Below are 15,226 nucleotides of genomic sequence, written 5' to 3'. Positions count from 1 at the left end.
CTATTCTTTAGTTGTATTCATAAAACCCGCGTCCTGTCTTTTTTCCGAGCCATCCGGCTTTTACGTATTTACGCAGCAGAGGACAAGGACGATATTTGTCTTCGCCCAGTCCTTCGTGCAGAATTTCCATAATATACAGGCACGTATCAAGTCCGATAAAATCAGCAAGCTCAAGCGGTCCCATTGGATGATTCATGCCGAGCTTCATGACGTTATCAATCCCTTCCACGTCAGCTGTTCCTTCATGCAGCGTAAACACCGCTTCGTTTATCATCGGCATTAAAATCCGGTTGGCCGCAAAACCCGGTGAATCCTGAACCTCTACTGCTGTTTTCTGCAGTGTTTGAATCACATCCATAATGGCTTTCGTCGTTTCTCCGCTTGTAGCCAGACCGCGGATGACTTCGACAAGCTTCATAACAGGTACCGGATTCATAAAATGCATTCCGATGACCCGGTCGGGTCTTGTCGTTTCGGCTGCAATCTCGGTGATAGGAAGAGAAGACGTGTTTGTTGCCAAAATAGCGGTTTCCTGCGCTTCCTCATTAAGCTGGGCAAAAATCGCTTTTTTTATCTCCATTTTTTCAGAAGCGGCTTCGATAATTAATTCAGCTCTTGAAACGTCACTTAAGACGTAAGAAGCATGCAGATTCCCCATCGTCTTTTCCTGGTCTTCCACTGTCATTCTGCCTTTTGCTGCATTTCGCTCCAGCCGTTTCTGAATCGATTCGAGCCCTTTTTCCACCTGTTTTCCGCTGATATCGTATAAATACACCTCGTAGCCGGCTTCTGCATGCACCTGGGCAATGCCTGACCCCATCTGTCCTGCGCCGATTACGGCTATTGTTTTTATGTTCATAGCATCCTCCTGTTAGTCAACTCTGATTAAAACGGCATCTCCCTGGCCGCCGCCGCTGCATATTGCTGCAATTCCAAGGCCTCCGCCCCTGCGTTTTAGTGCATGAGCGAGGGTGAGAATAATTCGGGCACCGCTGGCTCCAATTGGATGGCCCAGCGCTACAGCTCCTCCGTTAATATTGATTTTATTTTCATCCAGGCCGGCTATATCACTGCTGACCAGCGCTACAGCGGCAAATGCTTCATTTATTTCAAATAGATCGATATCCTCCGGCTTGTAACCCGTTTTCTGCAGCAGCTTTTGAATTACGAGCCCCGGCGTTTTAGGAAAAAGCTCCGCCTCTACTGCTAGAGCGGTGTGTGCTTCGATCCAGGCAAGCGGCTGTGTTCTTCTGGCTTCCGCTTCCTTTCCACTCATTAATACCATCGCACACGCCCCGTCGTTTACACCGGGAGCGTTTCCAGCTGTAATCGTTCCGCTTTTGGAGAAAATAGGAGACAGCCCCCGCAGGCCATCCAGCGTTGTGTTTCTCCGAGGTGCTTCATCATCAAGCACCATTAGAGGTTCCTGTTTTTTCTGCGGTACGCCAACTCCTATTATTTCTTCGGCCAGCCAGCCGTTATCTATTGCTGCCGCGGCACGGACATGACTTCTAAGCGCCCACTCATCCTGGCGCTCCCTTGTAATATTGTAGCTGTCGGCAACCTCTCCCCCGTAAACGCCCATATGAACGTCCCGGAATGAACAGGTGAGCCCGTCATGAACCATCATATCCTTGAGAACTGTATTCCCCATCCGTAATCCCCATCTGGCCGTATCGGAAAAATAAGGAGCGTTGCTCATCGATTCCATACCGCCGCTGATGACGATGCTTTTGTCACCGGCTCGAATCATCTGGTCACCGAGTGTAAGACTCCGCATCCCGGAAGCACAGACCTTATTTATCGTTTCTGTTTCGGTTTCCCAGGGAAGTCCGGCATATCTTGCCGCCTGCCGGGACGGAAGCTGGCCCTGGCCTCCCTGCAGCACATTACCCATCAGTACTTCTTCTACTTCTTTTCCATCGATTCCAGCCCTTTCCAGCGCTCCTTTAATAGCTTCACCGCCCAGGCTGCTTGCCGACAGTGGCTGCAGCGCTCCTCCGAATCTGCCAAAAGGTGTTCTCGCACCGCCAATAATTGCTGTTTTTTCCATTTCATCCTTCTCCCCGCTTTTTATTGAGCGAACGCTCACTCGTTTTAACTGAAAGCGTTTTCTTAATTATAAATGTATAAGAATTCTGCCTAAAAGGCAAGACCCCGTATTGCGCACGGGCTTAGGGAAAACTAGAGAAAAAGGGCTCCATTTCAACCATAGAGCCCTTCTTTTCTTATACAGCCTGTTTTTTTCCTACTACTGACAGTTCCAATATTTCTGCAATATCCATCGTTTGGATATCCTCTTCTACTTCCTTGGCTTTTGTTCCGTCGGAAAGCATCGTCAGGCAGTATGGGCAGGCGCTTCCGATCATGGAAGGGTTAACGTCCATCGCCTGTTCCGTTCTGGCCACGTTGACCCGCTCTCCTTTGTCTTCTTCCATCCACATCATGCCGCCGCCTGCGCCGCAGCACATGCCGTCCTGCCGGTTTCGTTCCATTTCCGTTACCGTAAGGCCCGGAATGGCTTCCAGAATATCTCTTGGTGGATCATACACTTCGTTGTAGCGCCCGAGATAACAGGAATCGTGATAGGTGATGGTTTCATTAACTTCATGTGACGGCTTCAGCCTGCCTTCTTTTACCAGCTCGGCCAGAAGTTCAGTATGGTGAAACACCTCTACGTCCTCAAGACCGAATTCCGGATATTCATTTTTGAACATGTTGTACGCGTGCGGGTCAATCGTTACGATTTTCTTTATATCGTTTTTCTGAAATTCGCTGATGTTTGATGCTGCCAGCTCCTGGAACAAAAATTCATTTCCAATCCGGCGCGGGGTGTCCCCTGAATTTTTTTCTTTGTTTCCGAGGATGGCAAAACGAACGCCGGCCTCATTTAAAAGCTTCGCAAAGGACTGGGCAATCTTCTGGCTTCTCTTGTCATAGGATCCCATCGACCCTACAAAGAACAAGTACTCGAATGTTTCTCCCTTTTTATTCATTTCTTTTACGGTCGGCACTTCAATATCCTCCCGTGTCTCACGCCAGTTTTCTCTTTCTTTGCGGTTGATCCCCCAAGGGTTTCCCTGCCGCTCAATGTTCGTCATGGCGCGCTGGGCATCCGGATCCATTTTGCCTTCCGTTAACACAAGGTAACGGCGGAGGTCGATAATTTTATCAACGTGTTCATTCATCACCGGACACTGGTCTTCGCAGTTCCGGCAGGTCGTACAGGCCCAGATCTCATCTTCTGTAATCACGTCGCCGATCAGGCTTGGATGATAGGCATCCATCGCTTCTTCCGGGCTCTGCGCGGCCAGCTGATTCCCTTTTGTGCCGCTGAACGCATAGGCCGGCATCCACGGTGACCTGGAAGTAACAGCAGCCCCTTTTTCCGTTAAATGGTCACGCATTTTAAGAAGCAGATCCATCGGGGAGAGCATTTTCCCTGTTCCGGTTGCCGGACACATATTCGTGCAGCGCCCGCACTCCACACAGGCGTATAAGTCAAGCAGCTGCTTTTGATTAAAGTCTTCAATTTTCCCTACTCCGAATTCTTCTTTTGTCTCATCTTCAAAATCAATTGATGCTAATTTCCCTACCGGCTCTGTCCTTCCAAGCCATACGTTGGCAGGACCCGCAATTAAATGAGCGTGCTTGGACTGGGGAACGTAGACAAGGAATGTAAGTAGAAACAACAGGTGCGCCCACCAGAATACGTAGAAGAGCAGCCCGGCCGCTCCGGCGCTCAAAGGAGAGGCCGCAAAAGCGATCGCAGATGCAATCGGCTCAAAACCGGTTAACGATTTATCGAGCCAAATAAATTCCATGCCCTTGGCAAGCATTTTTGAGACCATCAGCCCGCCGATAAAAATAAGCACAAGCCCTGCCTTCCAGTTTCTTTTCAAACGTACGATTTTCTCCACGTAGCGGCGGTGGAATGCCCATACCACGGCGATAAGTATCATAACGACAACAGCTTCCTGGAACAGCGTAAATATTGGATACAAAGGCCCGAGCGGCAGATGCGAACCTACGGCCAGTCCTTTCCAGATAATATCAATCGCGCTGAACTGAACGAGTAGAAATCCGTAAAAAAACATAATATGAATAATGCCGCTTTTTTTGTCTTTTAATAATTTTTTCTGGCCGAATACATTGACGACGATATCGTTCCAGCGTTCTTTCGTACTGCGGTCAAATTCCGCTTTTTTTCCGAGCTTTATATACGTATAGCGCGTATACACAAGCTGGCCGAACAGGAATAAAGCGTAAGCGGTTACAAGAATAAAGGCAATCCAGTTAACGATGATGAATGTTTCCATAAGATGTATCGCTCCTCTCAAAATGTGATTCTTCATTTTATATAAAGAACCGGTCAACGCTCTTTTATTCTTTATTAACTACAGTATAACAAAAAACATAATGAATGAACATTCAGTCATAAAAATATTTTATCTTTTTTATGAGATGCTGCTTTTCAAACACTTGAATCATTTATTTTCACAAAGAAAACCAGTCTGCACAGGCAGGCTGGTTTTTAGCTGAAAAAGTTATTATGCTTCTATTGTGCTGCCGGTAAACGCCGATTCATAAATTTTCCGGATATCCTCCCTCTCAAGCGTGAGGGGGCTTCGTGCCAGGATTCTTTTCTGTTTCACCCCGTCGTCGGTGAGCGAATCCAGTGCGGATTCAGGTACATTAAAGCCCTGCAGCGTTTTGGGAATACCCACCTCTTCTACAAGATTTTCCAGGGTTTCAATCAATTTTTTTGATCCTTCTTCATCTGTTAAGTCCCTTCCATCAAAACCAAGAGCCTCATACATCTCTTTCATACGCCTTTCACAGCTTTTGCGGATATAGCTCATTACGTATGGCAGCAGAACAGCGTTCGATTCCCCGTGGGCAATGTGGAATTGTCCGCCCAGCGGATAAGCGAGCGCATGAACGCCCGCCACTCCTGCATTGAAAAAAGCGAGTCCCGCAATATAGCTGCCGTGGCTCATATCCGAGCGGGCTTCTTTATCGTTTCCATCCTTCACTGCTGTCACAAGGGAACGCCCGATCAGCTTGATCGCATGCAGGGCCAGGGCATCCGTTGCCGGACTTGCGAATTTCGAAATATACGCCTCCATCGCATGGGTCAATGCATCCACCCCGGTAGCGGCCGTTACTTTCGCAGGTACGCTCATCGTAATTTCCGGATCTACAATGGCCGCGTCCGCCAGCAGATAGTCATGAGTGATAACATCTTTTGTATTCTCCAGGCTGAATACCGCGATATTGGTTACTTCTGATCCGGTCCCGGCGGTCGTTGGAATTAAAATCTTAGGCAGTCCTTTGCTGCTGATTTCACGGCTCCCGCTTAAATTCAAATAGCTCTCTGCCGTTCCTTCGTGGGTGGCAAGCACGGCCGCAGCTTTAGCCATATCAAGAGCGCTTCCCCCGCCAAGACCGATAACTAATTCATAGCCGCCTTTTCTAATATATTCGACCAGGCTTTCCCCTGCTGCAATAGGCGGTTCCGGCACTACTTTTGTATATACGTCTGTTTCATACTTTTGATTTTTCAGAGGAGAAATTACTTTTTCTACTATTCCAATATCCTGAAGCACGGGATCGGTTACGACTAATATCCGTGCCGGGCTGTGCTTTTCCACTTCTTCCACCAGATGGGAAAGAGATCCCCAGCCTGTATAGGACAGCGGGGTAAAGACAAGCTTTGCATCCGTCATGCTCTCACTTCTCCTTTTTGGTGATTATTCATAGTATCCTTCTGTCGACTTGCGGAACTGTTTAAACTGCGCGGAATCATGGCCGTACCAGATCTGCGACCCTGTTTCATCTGCCAGCTTTTTTATTTTCTCCACGGTCCGCACAAATCCAACTGAATCATAAATGATGCCCGGCGGCTTAATCGGAGGCCCATAGCTTTCCGCTGTATAAATCGCATCTGAAGCCAGAATAATACCGCCCTGCTCGGGCATGTTTATATGAAGTCCAAGCATTCCCCATGCATGACCGCTCCCGAAATTTAACAACGTGACCCCATCTGCCAGTTTGAGGAAATCTTCGTTTTTACGGATCGTTTTCCACTGCAGGCCGTTTTTGACCCACGCATCTATGTCTGCCCAGATATACGCACCCGCCTGCTTATGCCTCGCATAACCCTGAAGGGCGCCATTTAATTCATCTTCATGAACAATCACTTCAGCGTTTGTAAACATTTCCAGGCATCCGGCATGATCGAGATGAAGGTGGGACGCTACTACATATTTAATGTCTTCGGGCCTGACATTTAACTGTTCAAGCCGGTTATGCAGATAGCATTCTTCCCCTGCTTCCCATGGAAAAGTTTTCTGCGTGGCTTCTATCCACCTGCCTTCCGGCCCCATCGAATTTGGATTGCAGGCAGTATCAAATAAAATTTTCCCGTCAGGATGATCGATCAGCACCGTATAAATCGGGAACTCTACAAACTCAGCCGGCGCATTCGGATTATCAACGGTTGCCGGATTGTGCATAGCGATCATAAAATTTTTGTCCATCTTCATGCGGCCGTTGTCCATGACGTAAAGTTTTGGCTTCGGGTGATTGATATTAGCCATTTTCTTTCCTCCTCATTATTTGTTAAGCGCTTACAAAAAATGAATAAGTTAGAAACATCGTTAAAAAACAGATACCCCGAAAAAATCACCTCCAAACTAAACGAAGGCGCTCAAATCAGGGTATGCAGGAAAACCTCCAGGCATCTCACATATGAGCTGACAAAGGATACAGCATTTTATATTTGGTATACAGCGCTTCGTATTTTTTTGAATCGCCGGCATTGTGTCTTTGTTTTTCATGCCGGGCCAGAACGTGTGCTGTATAAGCGTCATAATCATCCGACCAGCCCAGATAAATAAAAGCCGGTGCTGCCGCCCCCAGGCACGGAAGCAGATCCATGTCTGCGGGGATGGTCCAGCTTTCATTTGTCACATCCGCCAGCACGCTGCACCATTCTTCATTGCGGGCGCCTCCTCCGATCAGCGGAACAGCTGTTTCTTTGTTCTTTCCATCTGAAAACTGTTCCAGAGCCTGAAGCACGTGAAAAGCGAGGCCTTCATACACGGCACGTACGAGCTCCTTTCGGCCGGTTTCTTTTTTTATGCCGGTAAATATTCCGGAGGCTTCCATATCCTGCACCGGAAAACGTTCTCCCTGCAGGTAAGGCAGAAACAGCAGATCCGGAAAAGGTCCGTTCACAAGAGCTGCTTCTTCGCTCATCTTTTGATAAGGATCTGCTTCCTCTCCGTACCAGGTTTCTGCTGCCCATTCCAGCACGCTGCCTGCATTGAGTAAAGGGGCGATGACGATATAAGCCTGCTGTGACGGGTGCAGCAGTTGAAAAATTCCCTCGCGGTGGTGTTCCAGCTTCGGACTGATGCTGGCAATCCATCCAGTCGTTCCCATATATACATAGGCCTGACCGGCTGCCGCCGCCCCTGCTCCAATCGTAGTAGCTCCTGCGTCTCCGCTTCCGCACACTACGGGAAGACCGGATAGAAGCCCGCATTCCCGGGCAGCTTCTTTATGAACGCTGCCTGCCAAGTCATGTGCTGCATAAAGACGCGGAAGTTTATCTTCCGGCAGGCCGCAGGTAGTTAATTCTTTTTCCATCCAGCTTCGCTTTTTTAAATGGAACATTCCCGTAGTGGATGCTGTGGTAGGGTCCGTGCAGGCATTCCCGGTAAGCCTGTAAATAATATAATCCTTTGCCCCAACTAGAAAGCAGGCTGTTTTTTCAAACAGGTCCGGTTCATTCCGCTTCAGCCACAGCAGCTTAGGCGGAAGCATCGTGCCGTTGAACGGATTGCTTTCCGCTGTGGAAAATAGACCGGAGAGTTCATCCGCCTCGCTGTCCGCCCTTGCATCACTGTATAGTACCGCCCGGCGCAGCGGCCGGCCCTGCATATCTATGGGAATACAGTCCTGCATCTGTCCGCTGAATGACAAAGCCAGAATGTCAGCAGCGGCCACATCGCTTTTCTGCCACTCTTTAAGAATAGAACAGAAATGCTCCCACCATTCTTCCGGATCCTGCTCCACATGTCCCTTTTCCGGATAATACGTATGAATGTTTCTTTCTTCGGTATATTTAATCATTCCGTCTTTATTTATTAGAATCCCTTTAATCGAGGTAGTACCAAGATCAAATGCCGCTGTATAGTTCATCTTTTTGTCCTTTCCTGCTACACTTTTTATTCATCTTCTATATTTAATAATGAGAGGAGCCGCTTCTGTGAAAATTGTAGTTCTCGGTGACACCCATATGCCTAAAAAAGGCGCCCGCTTTCCTTCCAGGTTAATACAGGAAATGGAAAACTGCGACCTGATTGTTCATACAGGAGATATTCAGGAACTCGCTTTTCTGCAGGAACTTGAACATTTTGCACCAGTAAAAGCCGTCGTCGGCAATACCGACGGGGAAAAGGAGCGGGCCCGCCTCCCGGAACGGGAAATTTTTACTGCCGGCGGTCTCACTTTCGGTCTTGTTCATGGACACGGGGAGCGTCTGACAACAGAAAAGCGGGCCGTGGCTGCATTTTCTGATATGGAAACAGCTCCTGACTGTATTCTGTTCGGCCACTCCCACCTGCCTCTGCTCCGCTATGTAAATAAAACACTTTTGTTTAATCCCGGTTCCGTTACGGACAAAAGAAAACTGCCGTATTATTCCTTTGGCCTTTTATATGTTGAAAAGCAGGAAATAAGAGCAGAACATATATTTTATCAAGATAAATCATAAAAACGAACAAGTGTTCTTATTTTGGTTGTTATTTTTTCTATTTTCCCCCTTTATAGAGTAAGGAGGGGAACAACATGACCTGCCAGTTTATGAAAGACCTCACCGTAAATGAACATTGTCCCTGCCCTGCCATGGAAACCTATTTGAAAAATCAGCATGCCGTGCTGGATCATCCGCTTATTCAATCGTTTCTGGAGGAAAATTCCCACCGGCAGCTTCTGGCCGAGTATGCCTGTCATCCTTCATCTGAAGCTAAAGAAGCACTCGACCGCGCCTTTCACTCTTTTCTGAGCAGTATTCGTCTGCTTCAGTATGTCAGTAAAACGATTCGCTGGGAAGCCGTTCAATTTGATAAAAAACAGCGAAGATATACAGACAAACACGTTTATCATGACGGGAGAAACGACTATGACGAAAGCTTTCTTTCCCATACTGCTGTCAAAGAAGGTCTTTCTTTGGAAACGCAGGTAACCGAGAAAGAAGTGCATCTCGAGAAAAAAATAGAAAACAAAGAGCTGTATGAAGGACTTTCGTTCCTGACCCCCAGACAGATCGAAGTGCTCCAGCTTTTGTACGATAAAGGATTAACGACAAAAGAAGCCGCCGCGCATCTCCATATTACCCAGCAGGGTGTCTCCAAAATTAATCGTCAGGCGTTAAAGAAGCTTAAAATCTGTCTGGAAAGGACTTCATATGGGCACCCTGTATGATATTCCCATGTTCATTCATCTGGTGGCCAACTTCGGTTTTCCGATTATGATTTCTGTTTACCTGCTGATGCGGTTTGAAAAAAGAATTGAACGGCTCGAAAAAATTCTGGGCGATCTGGCGGAAATGATTAAATTTATGTCCAACCGATAACAACAGGGGACCGGCTCTTCAGCCGATCCCCTGTTGTTACTTATAAAGCTTTTCCAGCGCTTCTCTTGCATGCCTGTCCAAAACCGCTTCTGACCTGGCCTGTCTTACAAGTGCTTCTGCTTCTTCTACTTTTTCTGCAATGCCCAGTTCCAGTAATACGCCTGCGGCCACACTACCTGTGCGGCTTTTTCCGCCTTTTCAGTGAAGAACCGCGCTTTTATTATTTTTTACTGCTTCTGCTGTAAAAGCAATGGCCCGCTTCATTTCATCAAGAGGGGTCGGCCCGCCGTTTATAAGCGCAAAAGAAACCGTTCCTTCTTTGGAAACCGCTCCCTGCAGCGGCTGTTCTGCTTCCGCCCGCAGATCGATCACGTAGTCCGGACTCATCTGCTGAGCCGCTTCTGCGGCTTCTGTTTCGCCACACAAAAATAATTTTTCAAAAACGTGTCCTGCCGTCATTCATTTCCCTCTTTTCTATAATAATAATTGGCCGAGCAGCGCCCCTGTAAGTACGACGACCCACGGTTTCGCTTTCCAGAAAACCAAAAGTCCGAACAGCAGCACGGCCAGGGCCGCTTCTATAGAGCTCTGGACGGCACTTGTGAAAATAGGATCATAAAAAGCGGCCGCTAAAATACCTACTACACATGCATTAATCCCGTACAGGGCTCCCTGCATGGAGCGATTCTGCCTCGCTGTGTTCCAAAACGGAAGCACTCCGGCAATCAGCAGAAAAGCAGGCAGAAAAATAGCCGCTGTGGCCATGATGCCGCCGGGGATACCGGATGCTGCGGTGCCTAGATAAGAAGCAAAGGTAAACAGCGGACCCGGTACCGCCTGAGCCATTCCATACCCTGCCAGAAATTCATCAGCAGTCACAAGCCCAGCTGGAACGACTTCTCTTTCCAACAGTGGCAGCACGACGTGGCCGCCTCCGAACACAAGCGCTCCGGCCCGGTAGAAGCTGTCCCACATGTCAAACCACCATGTGTTCACCACCGGGCGCAGAAGCGGCAGTATCACCAGCAGACCTGTGAATACGGCCAGAAAGCCGGCACCGGTTTTTTTCGATAAGGGAACCGGCATAGGCGTTGTGCTTTCATTTGCTTTTCCTTTATATAATATGTAACCGGCAGCACCTGCTGCTGCAATTAAAACAACCTGGCTGAATACTGTCTGCCAGACAAGCAGCACGATAATCGTCAGTACAGCTATCGTTGCCCGATTCCGATCCGGCGCCAGATTTCTCCCCATTCCAATCAACGCCTGCGCTACAATCGCTACGGCGACTACTTTTAATCCCTGAATCCAGCCGGCATCTGTCAGGCCGTAGCTCTGCAGAGCAAGAGCAAACACCATGAGCACCACTACAGAAGGCAGTGTAAACCCGAGAAAGGAGATAAATGCCCCTAACAGGCCGCCCCGCAGGAGCCCTATTCCCATTCCGACCTGACTGCTCGCCGGCCCGGGAATGAATTGTGCCAGCGCAACAAGATCGGCGTATTCTTTTTCTTTAAGCCAGCGTCTCCGCTCCACGTATTCCTGCCTGAAAAAAGCCAGGTGGGCAATCGGCCCTCCAAATGAAGTCAAACCGAGCCGAAGCGAAATCATAAATATAGACAGCAGGTTCGTTTCTCTTTCTCTCATCTCATCTCCCCCTGTTTTTTTACTTTTTTCAATGTATCATAAATAAAAACCCATCTGTATGGCCTGCGCTTATTGTAATAAAATCTAAATAAAATCCGAAAAGGGACGATCGGCTTACCGCTCTGCTTTTACGGGTATTGTATGAAAAATGGCTTTTTATTTACCAGAAAGGCAGGAATGGCTATGGCCTCTCACTATAAGGTAATTTTGATTGAAACAACAGCAGAGCAGTCTTCGTCAGCAGAAGAAGAAACCGGTATGCTGGAAGCATCATTTCCCACTTTGCAGCGGGCGCTTGCTTTCCAGGCCGATCTCGTAAAAGAGCTGCCCGAATGCCACACGGAACTGATTCATATGACAGAAGGCGATATCGTAACACTTGATCCGCCTGTACCGCCGTCGACCCCTGTTAAAGATTTATTTTTTGAAACATACCAGGAGCAGCAGGAACCTGAGAAAAAACCGGCCCGCTCTTTTTTCTGGAAGCTGCCCATTCTCAAACGATTCCGCCAGCAATAAAAAAATTCCAGTTATCACGAATGGATAACTGGAATTTTAAGGCTGTCCGAAAAGAAAAAGGATAGCTGTTTTGTTTTACATTTCTTCGGGAGCATGTACGCCAATCAGCGTCATCCCGTTTTTAAGTGCATACTGTGCGGAAGCCGCCAGCTTCATGCGCGCCTGGGAAAGCGGTACGTTTTCCGGATCCACAACGCGGTTTGCATTATAGAAGCTGTGGAAGGCAGAGGCCAGTTCATGCAGGTAGTTGGTAATCCGGTGCGGCGCACGCTTTTCCGCTGCAAACACCACCGTCTCTGGAAACTCCCCGATTTTCTTTAGAAGCTCCATCTCTTTTTCGGTGCCGATTTCTTCAATCTCCGCTTCGGGATTATATGGAATACCTTTCTGCTCGGCGGAACGAAGAATACTTGAAATTCTGGCATGGGCATATTGAGAATAGTACACTGGATTTTCATTGGATTCTGATTTAGCCAGGCTCAAATCAAAATCAAGATGAGTGTCCGGGCTTCTCATCGCAAAGAAATAACGTGTTGCATCTATTCCTACCTCTTCCATTAAATCCTTAAGCGTTACGGCTTTTCCTGTTCTTTTACTCATTTTAATCCGTTCGCCGTTTTCATAAAGGTTTACCATTTGAATAATCTCTACAGCAAGCTGATCTTTGTCGTATCCGAGCGCCTGCACAGCAGCACGCATTCTCGGTATATAGCCGTGATGATCGGCGCCCCACACGTTGATCAGCTGTTCAAATCCGCGTTCAAACTTATTATTATGATAAGAAATATCCGGCAGAAGATAGGTAAAGCTGCCATCATTTTTCACAAGAACCCGGTCCTTATCGTCCCCATATTCCGTCGAACGGAACCATACAGCACCGCCTTCTTCATAAGTTTCGCCTTTCTCTTTAAGGAACTCAAGAGCCGCTTGTACCTTCCCGCTTTCATAAAGAGAGGTCTCGGAAAACCAGACGTCAAACTCCACCCGGAACTCCTGAAGGGCCTCTTTCAGCTTTTCCATTTCGCGCTTCAGGCCGTACTCCCTGAAAAAGGCGAGTCTTTCGGCTTCATCAATGCTGATGTATTTATCGCCGTGTTCTTTTGCAAGGTCTTCGCCGAAACCTTTTACATCCGCTCCCTGATAGCCGCCTTCCGGCATTTTGCTTTCCATGCCCAGCGCTTCCAGGTAACGTGCTTCGATCGAATAAGCAAGGTTGTTAATCTGATTTCCGGCGTCGTTAATATAATATTCTCTGGACACGTCATAGCCTGCTTTAGCGAGGATATTGCAGATCGAGTCACCAACAGCCGCTCCGCGTGCATGGCCGAGATGAAGATCCCCTGTCGGATTGGCAGAAACAAATTCCACCTGCACCTTTTTGCCATTACCATGGTTGGTCCAGCCGTATTCTTCTCTTTCCTGAAGCACAGCCGGAATAATGTCTTTTAGGTAGCTGTTATCGAGGAAGAAGTTAATAAATCCTGGTCCTGCAATGTCTATCGTTTTGATGGAAGCAGCGTCTTTATCTATTTGGGCTGCCAGATTTTCTGCGATTTGGCGTGGAGGTTTTTTGGCGATCTTTGCCAGCTTCATTGCCATATTAGTGGCAAAATCCCCGTGTGCCTTATCCTTCGGCGTTTCCAGCACTACCTCAGGGATCTCTTCCCCGGAAGCCAGACCGGCTTTTTCAACGGCTTTTATAATTTCTGTTTTTAGTGTGTTTTTCATTTGTTCTGCAATGTTCATGTACTTATTTTTCCTCCTCTATCGCAATTGTTATGTCGTACCTGCCTGCTTCTTCTCCCTGCAGCTTGAGGTCATAGCCGAACTGTATCCTGCCTGAGCGGCCGTTATCCTCCCATAAAGCCGCAAGGTGATGGGTCTGTACTTCTGTGGCCATTTTTCCAAAAGGCATTTCGTATGTGCCTTCTGTCATCTGCCCGTAGATATATACCTGGCGCATCGAAACAGATCCGGACCGGAGAATCAGCATTTCTGAATCCCCTATTTTAAGCGTAGTGTTGACTTCGCCCATCTCCTCCAGCTTTTCAGTAAATAATACGTATACCCACTCGTTTTTGTGAACGAGACTGCCTTTGGCGGAAAGGCGGATTTCATCCTTTTCCCCATCCTGGGTTATTTTTGTGACCATTTCTACGTTCACTGGTGTTTTGGCGCTGGGTTCCATTGCTCTCCTCCCCTCTTCTGCTGTTCTGTCTTATTGTCCAATATGATAAAGTGTAGCGTGTCACTACTGGCGTTGCAAGCACAATCAAAAAACGGCCCCTGCTTTTCCGGGGCGGATGCGTAAAAAGATGCGACATCGGCTGACATCGCATCCTGCGTGGTTCTACTCTCCAAATACAGTCCCCTTATTTTCCGTACGGAGCTTTTTAAAGGCCTGCACGGCAATAGCCGTATCCTGAACCCCTGTGCCTGTCAAATCGCAGATGGTTACCTGATCGGAAGAAGTACGGCCCGGCGTTTTTTCATTGATAATCGTGCCAAGTTCTACTATGGAAGGGTCATCAGGCGCCAGCAGGCCGGCGGATTCTGCATGGTGGAACTCGCCAAGGCGAAAGACCTGCGCTTTGGAATCGCAAACCTTTATATCTGCTGCAGCCAGGGCGTCCGGCGCTATTTCATTTTTTTCTTCTGCATCTGACCCCATCGCCGTAATGTGAAGCCCCCGATGAAGCCATTCTTTTTTTATAAGCGGCGTTTTGGAGGGGGTCGTCGTAATAACTACATTGCTATGCTGCACGGTCTCTTCAATAGAAGAAGCAGCTTTTACCGGCACCTTCAGCTCCTCTTCCATTTCTCCGATGTAGGCCTGTACCCGCTCTTCGCGGCGTCCATAAACGCGCACTTCTTCAATATCCCGGACAAGAGCCAGGGCGCGGAGCTGAAACCTGGCCTGGGCTCCAGTGCCAATGATTCCGGCACGAACCGGTCCTTCTTGAGCCAGATATTTAGAAGCGGCAGCCCCGGCTAATGCTGTCCGAACATCCGTTAAATAGCCATTGTCCTGAAGAAAAGCGTCCAGGATGCCCGTTTCTGTGCTGAATAACAGCATCATCCCGCTCAGGCTGGGAAGCCCTTTTTCAGGATTATTGAAAAAGCCGGAGGAAGCTTTTAAAGCAAATTGGCTCCATCCTTTTACGTATGCTGTTTTTACGTCCACTTCTCCGTTATTTTCAGGAATATCCACCCGAAGCACAGGCGGCATCGTTACTTCTCCGTTATCGAGTTTTTCAAATCCTTCTTCAATCACGCTAAGCGTTTGTTTATCAAGCTTGATACAGCTGCGGATCTCTTCTTCAGAAAATATATACATAAAGACCGCTCCTTCCATTTATCCGTTTGCTTTCTCTTTCCCGAAGAAAAAGCGGGTTATGCAGGAAACTGCCTGAA

General features: G+C 48.0%; 16 protein-coding genes. 4 read left to right on the top strand and 12 right to left on the bottom strand.

What is annotated here, in order from left to right; all coding sequences use genetic code 11:
* Positions 1-7: 7 nt before the first annotated feature.
* From ATL39_RS01320 to ATL39_RS01295, 6 genes are all read right to left on the bottom strand, one after another.
* Positions 8-859: a 3-hydroxybutyryl-CoA dehydrogenase gene (locus tag ATL39_RS01320; protein WP_120191482.1), complete on the bottom strand. Its 852-nt coding sequence runs from the start codon at positions 857-859 to the stop codon at positions 8-10.
* Positions 860-871: 12 nt separating this feature from the next.
* The gene (locus ATL39_RS01315) at positions 872-2,053 is read right to left on the bottom strand and encodes an acetyl-CoA C-acetyltransferase (RefSeq protein WP_120191481.1); all 1,182 of its coding nucleotides are present in this window, start codon (positions 2,051-2,053) and stop codon (positions 872-874) included.
* 175 nt (positions 2,054-2,228) lie between these two features.
* Positions 2,229-4,319, bottom strand: coding sequence for a (Fe-S)-binding protein (locus ATL39_RS01310; protein WP_120191480.1), 2,091 nt, complete (start codon positions 4,317-4,319; stop codon positions 2,229-2,231).
* Positions 4,320-4,550: 231 nt separating this feature from the next.
* Positions 4,551-5,729 (bottom strand): iron-containing alcohol dehydrogenase, encoded by a 1,179-nt coding sequence (locus tag ATL39_RS01305; RefSeq protein ID WP_120191479.1) that lies wholly within the window; start codon positions 5,727-5,729, stop codon positions 4,551-4,553.
* A 24-nt stretch (positions 5,730-5,753) separates the two neighbouring features.
* Positions 5,754-6,602, bottom strand: coding sequence for an AhlS family quorum-quenching N-acyl homoserine lactonase (gene ahlS, locus ATL39_RS01300; RefSeq protein ID WP_120191478.1), 849 nt, complete (start codon positions 6,600-6,602; stop codon positions 5,754-5,756).
* A 145-nt stretch (positions 6,603-6,747) separates the two neighbouring features.
* The gene (locus tag ATL39_RS01295; protein ID WP_120191477.1) at positions 6,748-8,211 is read right to left on the bottom strand and encodes a xylulokinase; all 1,464 of its coding nucleotides are present in this window, start codon (positions 8,209-8,211) and stop codon (positions 6,748-6,750) included.
* A 67-nt stretch (positions 8,212-8,278) separates the two neighbouring features.
* Between ATL39_RS01295 and ATL39_RS01290 the strand changes: the two genes are divergently transcribed.
* The 3 genes from ATL39_RS01290 to ATL39_RS01280 all read left to right on the top strand — a co-directional run bounded on the left by ATL39_RS01290 (position 8,279) and on the right by ATL39_RS01280 (position 9,646).
* Entirely contained in the window at positions 8,279-8,785 is a 507-nt protein-coding gene (locus tag ATL39_RS01290; RefSeq protein ID WP_120191476.1) for a metallophosphoesterase family protein, read from the top strand.
* 74 nt (positions 8,786-8,859) lie between these two features.
* Positions 8,860-9,495 (top strand): sigma-70 family RNA polymerase sigma factor, encoded by a 636-nt coding sequence (locus tag ATL39_RS01285; RefSeq protein ID WP_120191475.1) that lies wholly within the window; start codon positions 8,860-8,862, stop codon positions 9,493-9,495.
* Positions 9,479-9,646 carry a YvrJ family protein gene (locus ATL39_RS01280; protein ID WP_120191474.1) on the top strand — a complete coding sequence of 56 codons (168 nt, stop codon included), beginning with the start codon at positions 9,479-9,481 and terminating at the stop codon, positions 9,644-9,646. Before ATL39_RS01285 ends, ATL39_RS01280 begins: the two co-directional genes overlap by 17 nt.
* 36 nt (positions 9,647-9,682) lie before the next feature.
* Here ATL39_RS01280 and ATL39_RS17590 read toward each other — a convergent pair whose 3' ends face one another.
* The 3 genes from ATL39_RS17590 to chrA are packed head-to-tail and all read right to left on the bottom strand — an operon-like array spanning position 9,683 to position 11,293.
* Positions 9,683-9,817, bottom strand: coding sequence for a protein-tyrosine phosphatase family protein (locus tag ATL39_RS17590; RefSeq protein ID WP_256497877.1), 135 nt, complete (start codon positions 9,815-9,817; stop codon positions 9,683-9,685).
* A gap of 27 nt (positions 9,818-9,844) precedes the next feature.
* Complete coding sequence (locus ATL39_RS01270) at positions 9,845-10,105, bottom strand: hypothetical protein (RefSeq protein WP_120191473.1); 261 nt, start codon at positions 10,103-10,105, stop codon at positions 9,845-9,847.
* A gap of 15 nt (positions 10,106-10,120) precedes the next feature.
* Complete coding sequence (gene chrA, locus ATL39_RS01265; protein ID WP_120191472.1) at positions 10,121-11,293, bottom strand: chromate efflux transporter; 1,173 nt, start codon at positions 11,291-11,293, stop codon at positions 10,121-10,123.
* A gap of 183 nt (positions 11,294-11,476) precedes the next feature.
* Between chrA and ATL39_RS01260 the strand changes: the two genes are divergently transcribed.
* A complete protein-coding gene (locus tag ATL39_RS01260) occupies positions 11,477-11,812 on the top strand; it encodes a hypothetical protein (protein ID WP_147419323.1) in 336 nt (111 codons plus the stop codon).
* 75 nt (positions 11,813-11,887) lie between these two features.
* Here ATL39_RS01260 and argS read toward each other — a convergent pair whose 3' ends face one another.
* From argS to ATL39_RS01240, 3 genes are all read right to left on the bottom strand, one after another.
* Positions 11,888-13,558 (bottom strand): arginine--tRNA ligase, encoded by a 1,671-nt coding sequence (gene argS / locus ATL39_RS01255; protein WP_120191470.1) that lies wholly within the window; start codon positions 13,556-13,558, stop codon positions 11,888-11,890.
* A gap of 4 nt (positions 13,559-13,562) precedes the next feature.
* Positions 13,563-14,000 carry a YwiB family protein gene (locus tag ATL39_RS01250; protein WP_120191469.1) on the bottom strand — a complete coding sequence of 146 codons (438 nt, stop codon included), beginning with the start codon at positions 13,998-14,000 and terminating at the stop codon, positions 13,563-13,565.
* A 162-nt stretch (positions 14,001-14,162) separates the two neighbouring features.
* Positions 14,163-15,149 (bottom strand): cyclodeaminase, encoded by a 987-nt coding sequence (locus ATL39_RS01240; protein WP_120191467.1) that lies wholly within the window; start codon positions 15,147-15,149, stop codon positions 14,163-14,165.
* Between the last annotated feature and the right edge of the window lie 77 nt (positions 15,150-15,226).

Origin of the sequence: Sinobaca qinghaiensis (assembly GCF_003610495.1) — a bacterium.
GTDB lineage: Bacteria > Bacillota > Bacilli > Bacillales > Marinococcaceae > Sinobaca > Sinobaca qinghaiensis.
This window is presented reverse-complemented; position numbering and strand designations above follow the sequence as displayed.

Bases quoted from the DNA above. Each gene is read 5' to 3' on its own strand.
- ATL39_RS01250 (WP_120191469.1), bottom strand. From the start codon at position 14,000: ATGGAACCCAGCGCCAAAACACCAGTGAACGTAGAAATGGTCACAAAA.
- ATL39_RS01240 (WP_120191467.1), bottom strand. From the start codon at position 15,149: ATGTATATATTTTCTGAAGAAGAGATCCGCAGCTGTATCAAGCTTGAT.
- ATL39_RS01285 (WP_120191475.1), top strand. From the start codon at position 8,860: ATGACCTGCCAGTTTATGAAAGACCTCACCGTAAATGAACATTGTCCC.
- ATL39_RS01315 (WP_120191481.1), bottom strand. From the start codon at position 2,053: ATGGAAAAAACAGCAATTATTGGCGGTGCGAGAACACCTTTTGGCAGA.
- ATL39_RS01305 (WP_120191479.1), bottom strand. From the start codon at position 5,729: ATGACGGATGCAAAGCTTGTCTTTACCCCGCTGTCCTATACAGGCTGG.
- ATL39_RS01280 (WP_120191474.1), top strand. From the start codon at position 9,479: ATGGGCACCCTGTATGATATTCCCATGTTCATTCATCTGGTGGCCAAC.
- argS (WP_120191470.1), bottom strand. From the start codon at position 13,558: ATGAACATTGCAGAACAAATGAAAAACACACTAAAAACAGAAATTATA.
- ATL39_RS01260 (WP_147419323.1), top strand. From the start codon at position 11,477: ATGGCCTCTCACTATAAGGTAATTTTGATTGAAACAACAGCAGAGCAG.
- ahlS (WP_120191478.1), bottom strand. From the start codon at position 6,602: ATGGCTAATATCAATCACCCGAAGCCAAAACTTTACGTCATGGACAAC.
- ATL39_RS01320 (WP_120191482.1), bottom strand. From the start codon at position 859: ATGAACATAAAAACAATAGCCGTAATCGGCGCAGGACAGATGGGGTCA.
- ATL39_RS01270 (WP_120191473.1), bottom strand. From the start codon at position 10,105: ATGACGGCAGGACACGTTTTTGAAAAATTATTTTTGTGTGGCGAAACA.
- ATL39_RS01295 (WP_120191477.1), bottom strand. From the start codon at position 8,211: ATGAACTATACAGCGGCATTTGATCTTGGTACTACCTCGATTAAAGGG.
- ATL39_RS01310 (WP_120191480.1), bottom strand. From the start codon at position 4,319: ATGGAAACATTCATCATCGTTAACTGGATTGCCTTTATTCTTGTAACC.
- chrA (WP_120191472.1), bottom strand. From the start codon at position 11,293: ATGAGAGAAAGAGAAACGAACCTGCTGTCTATATTTATGATTTCGCTT.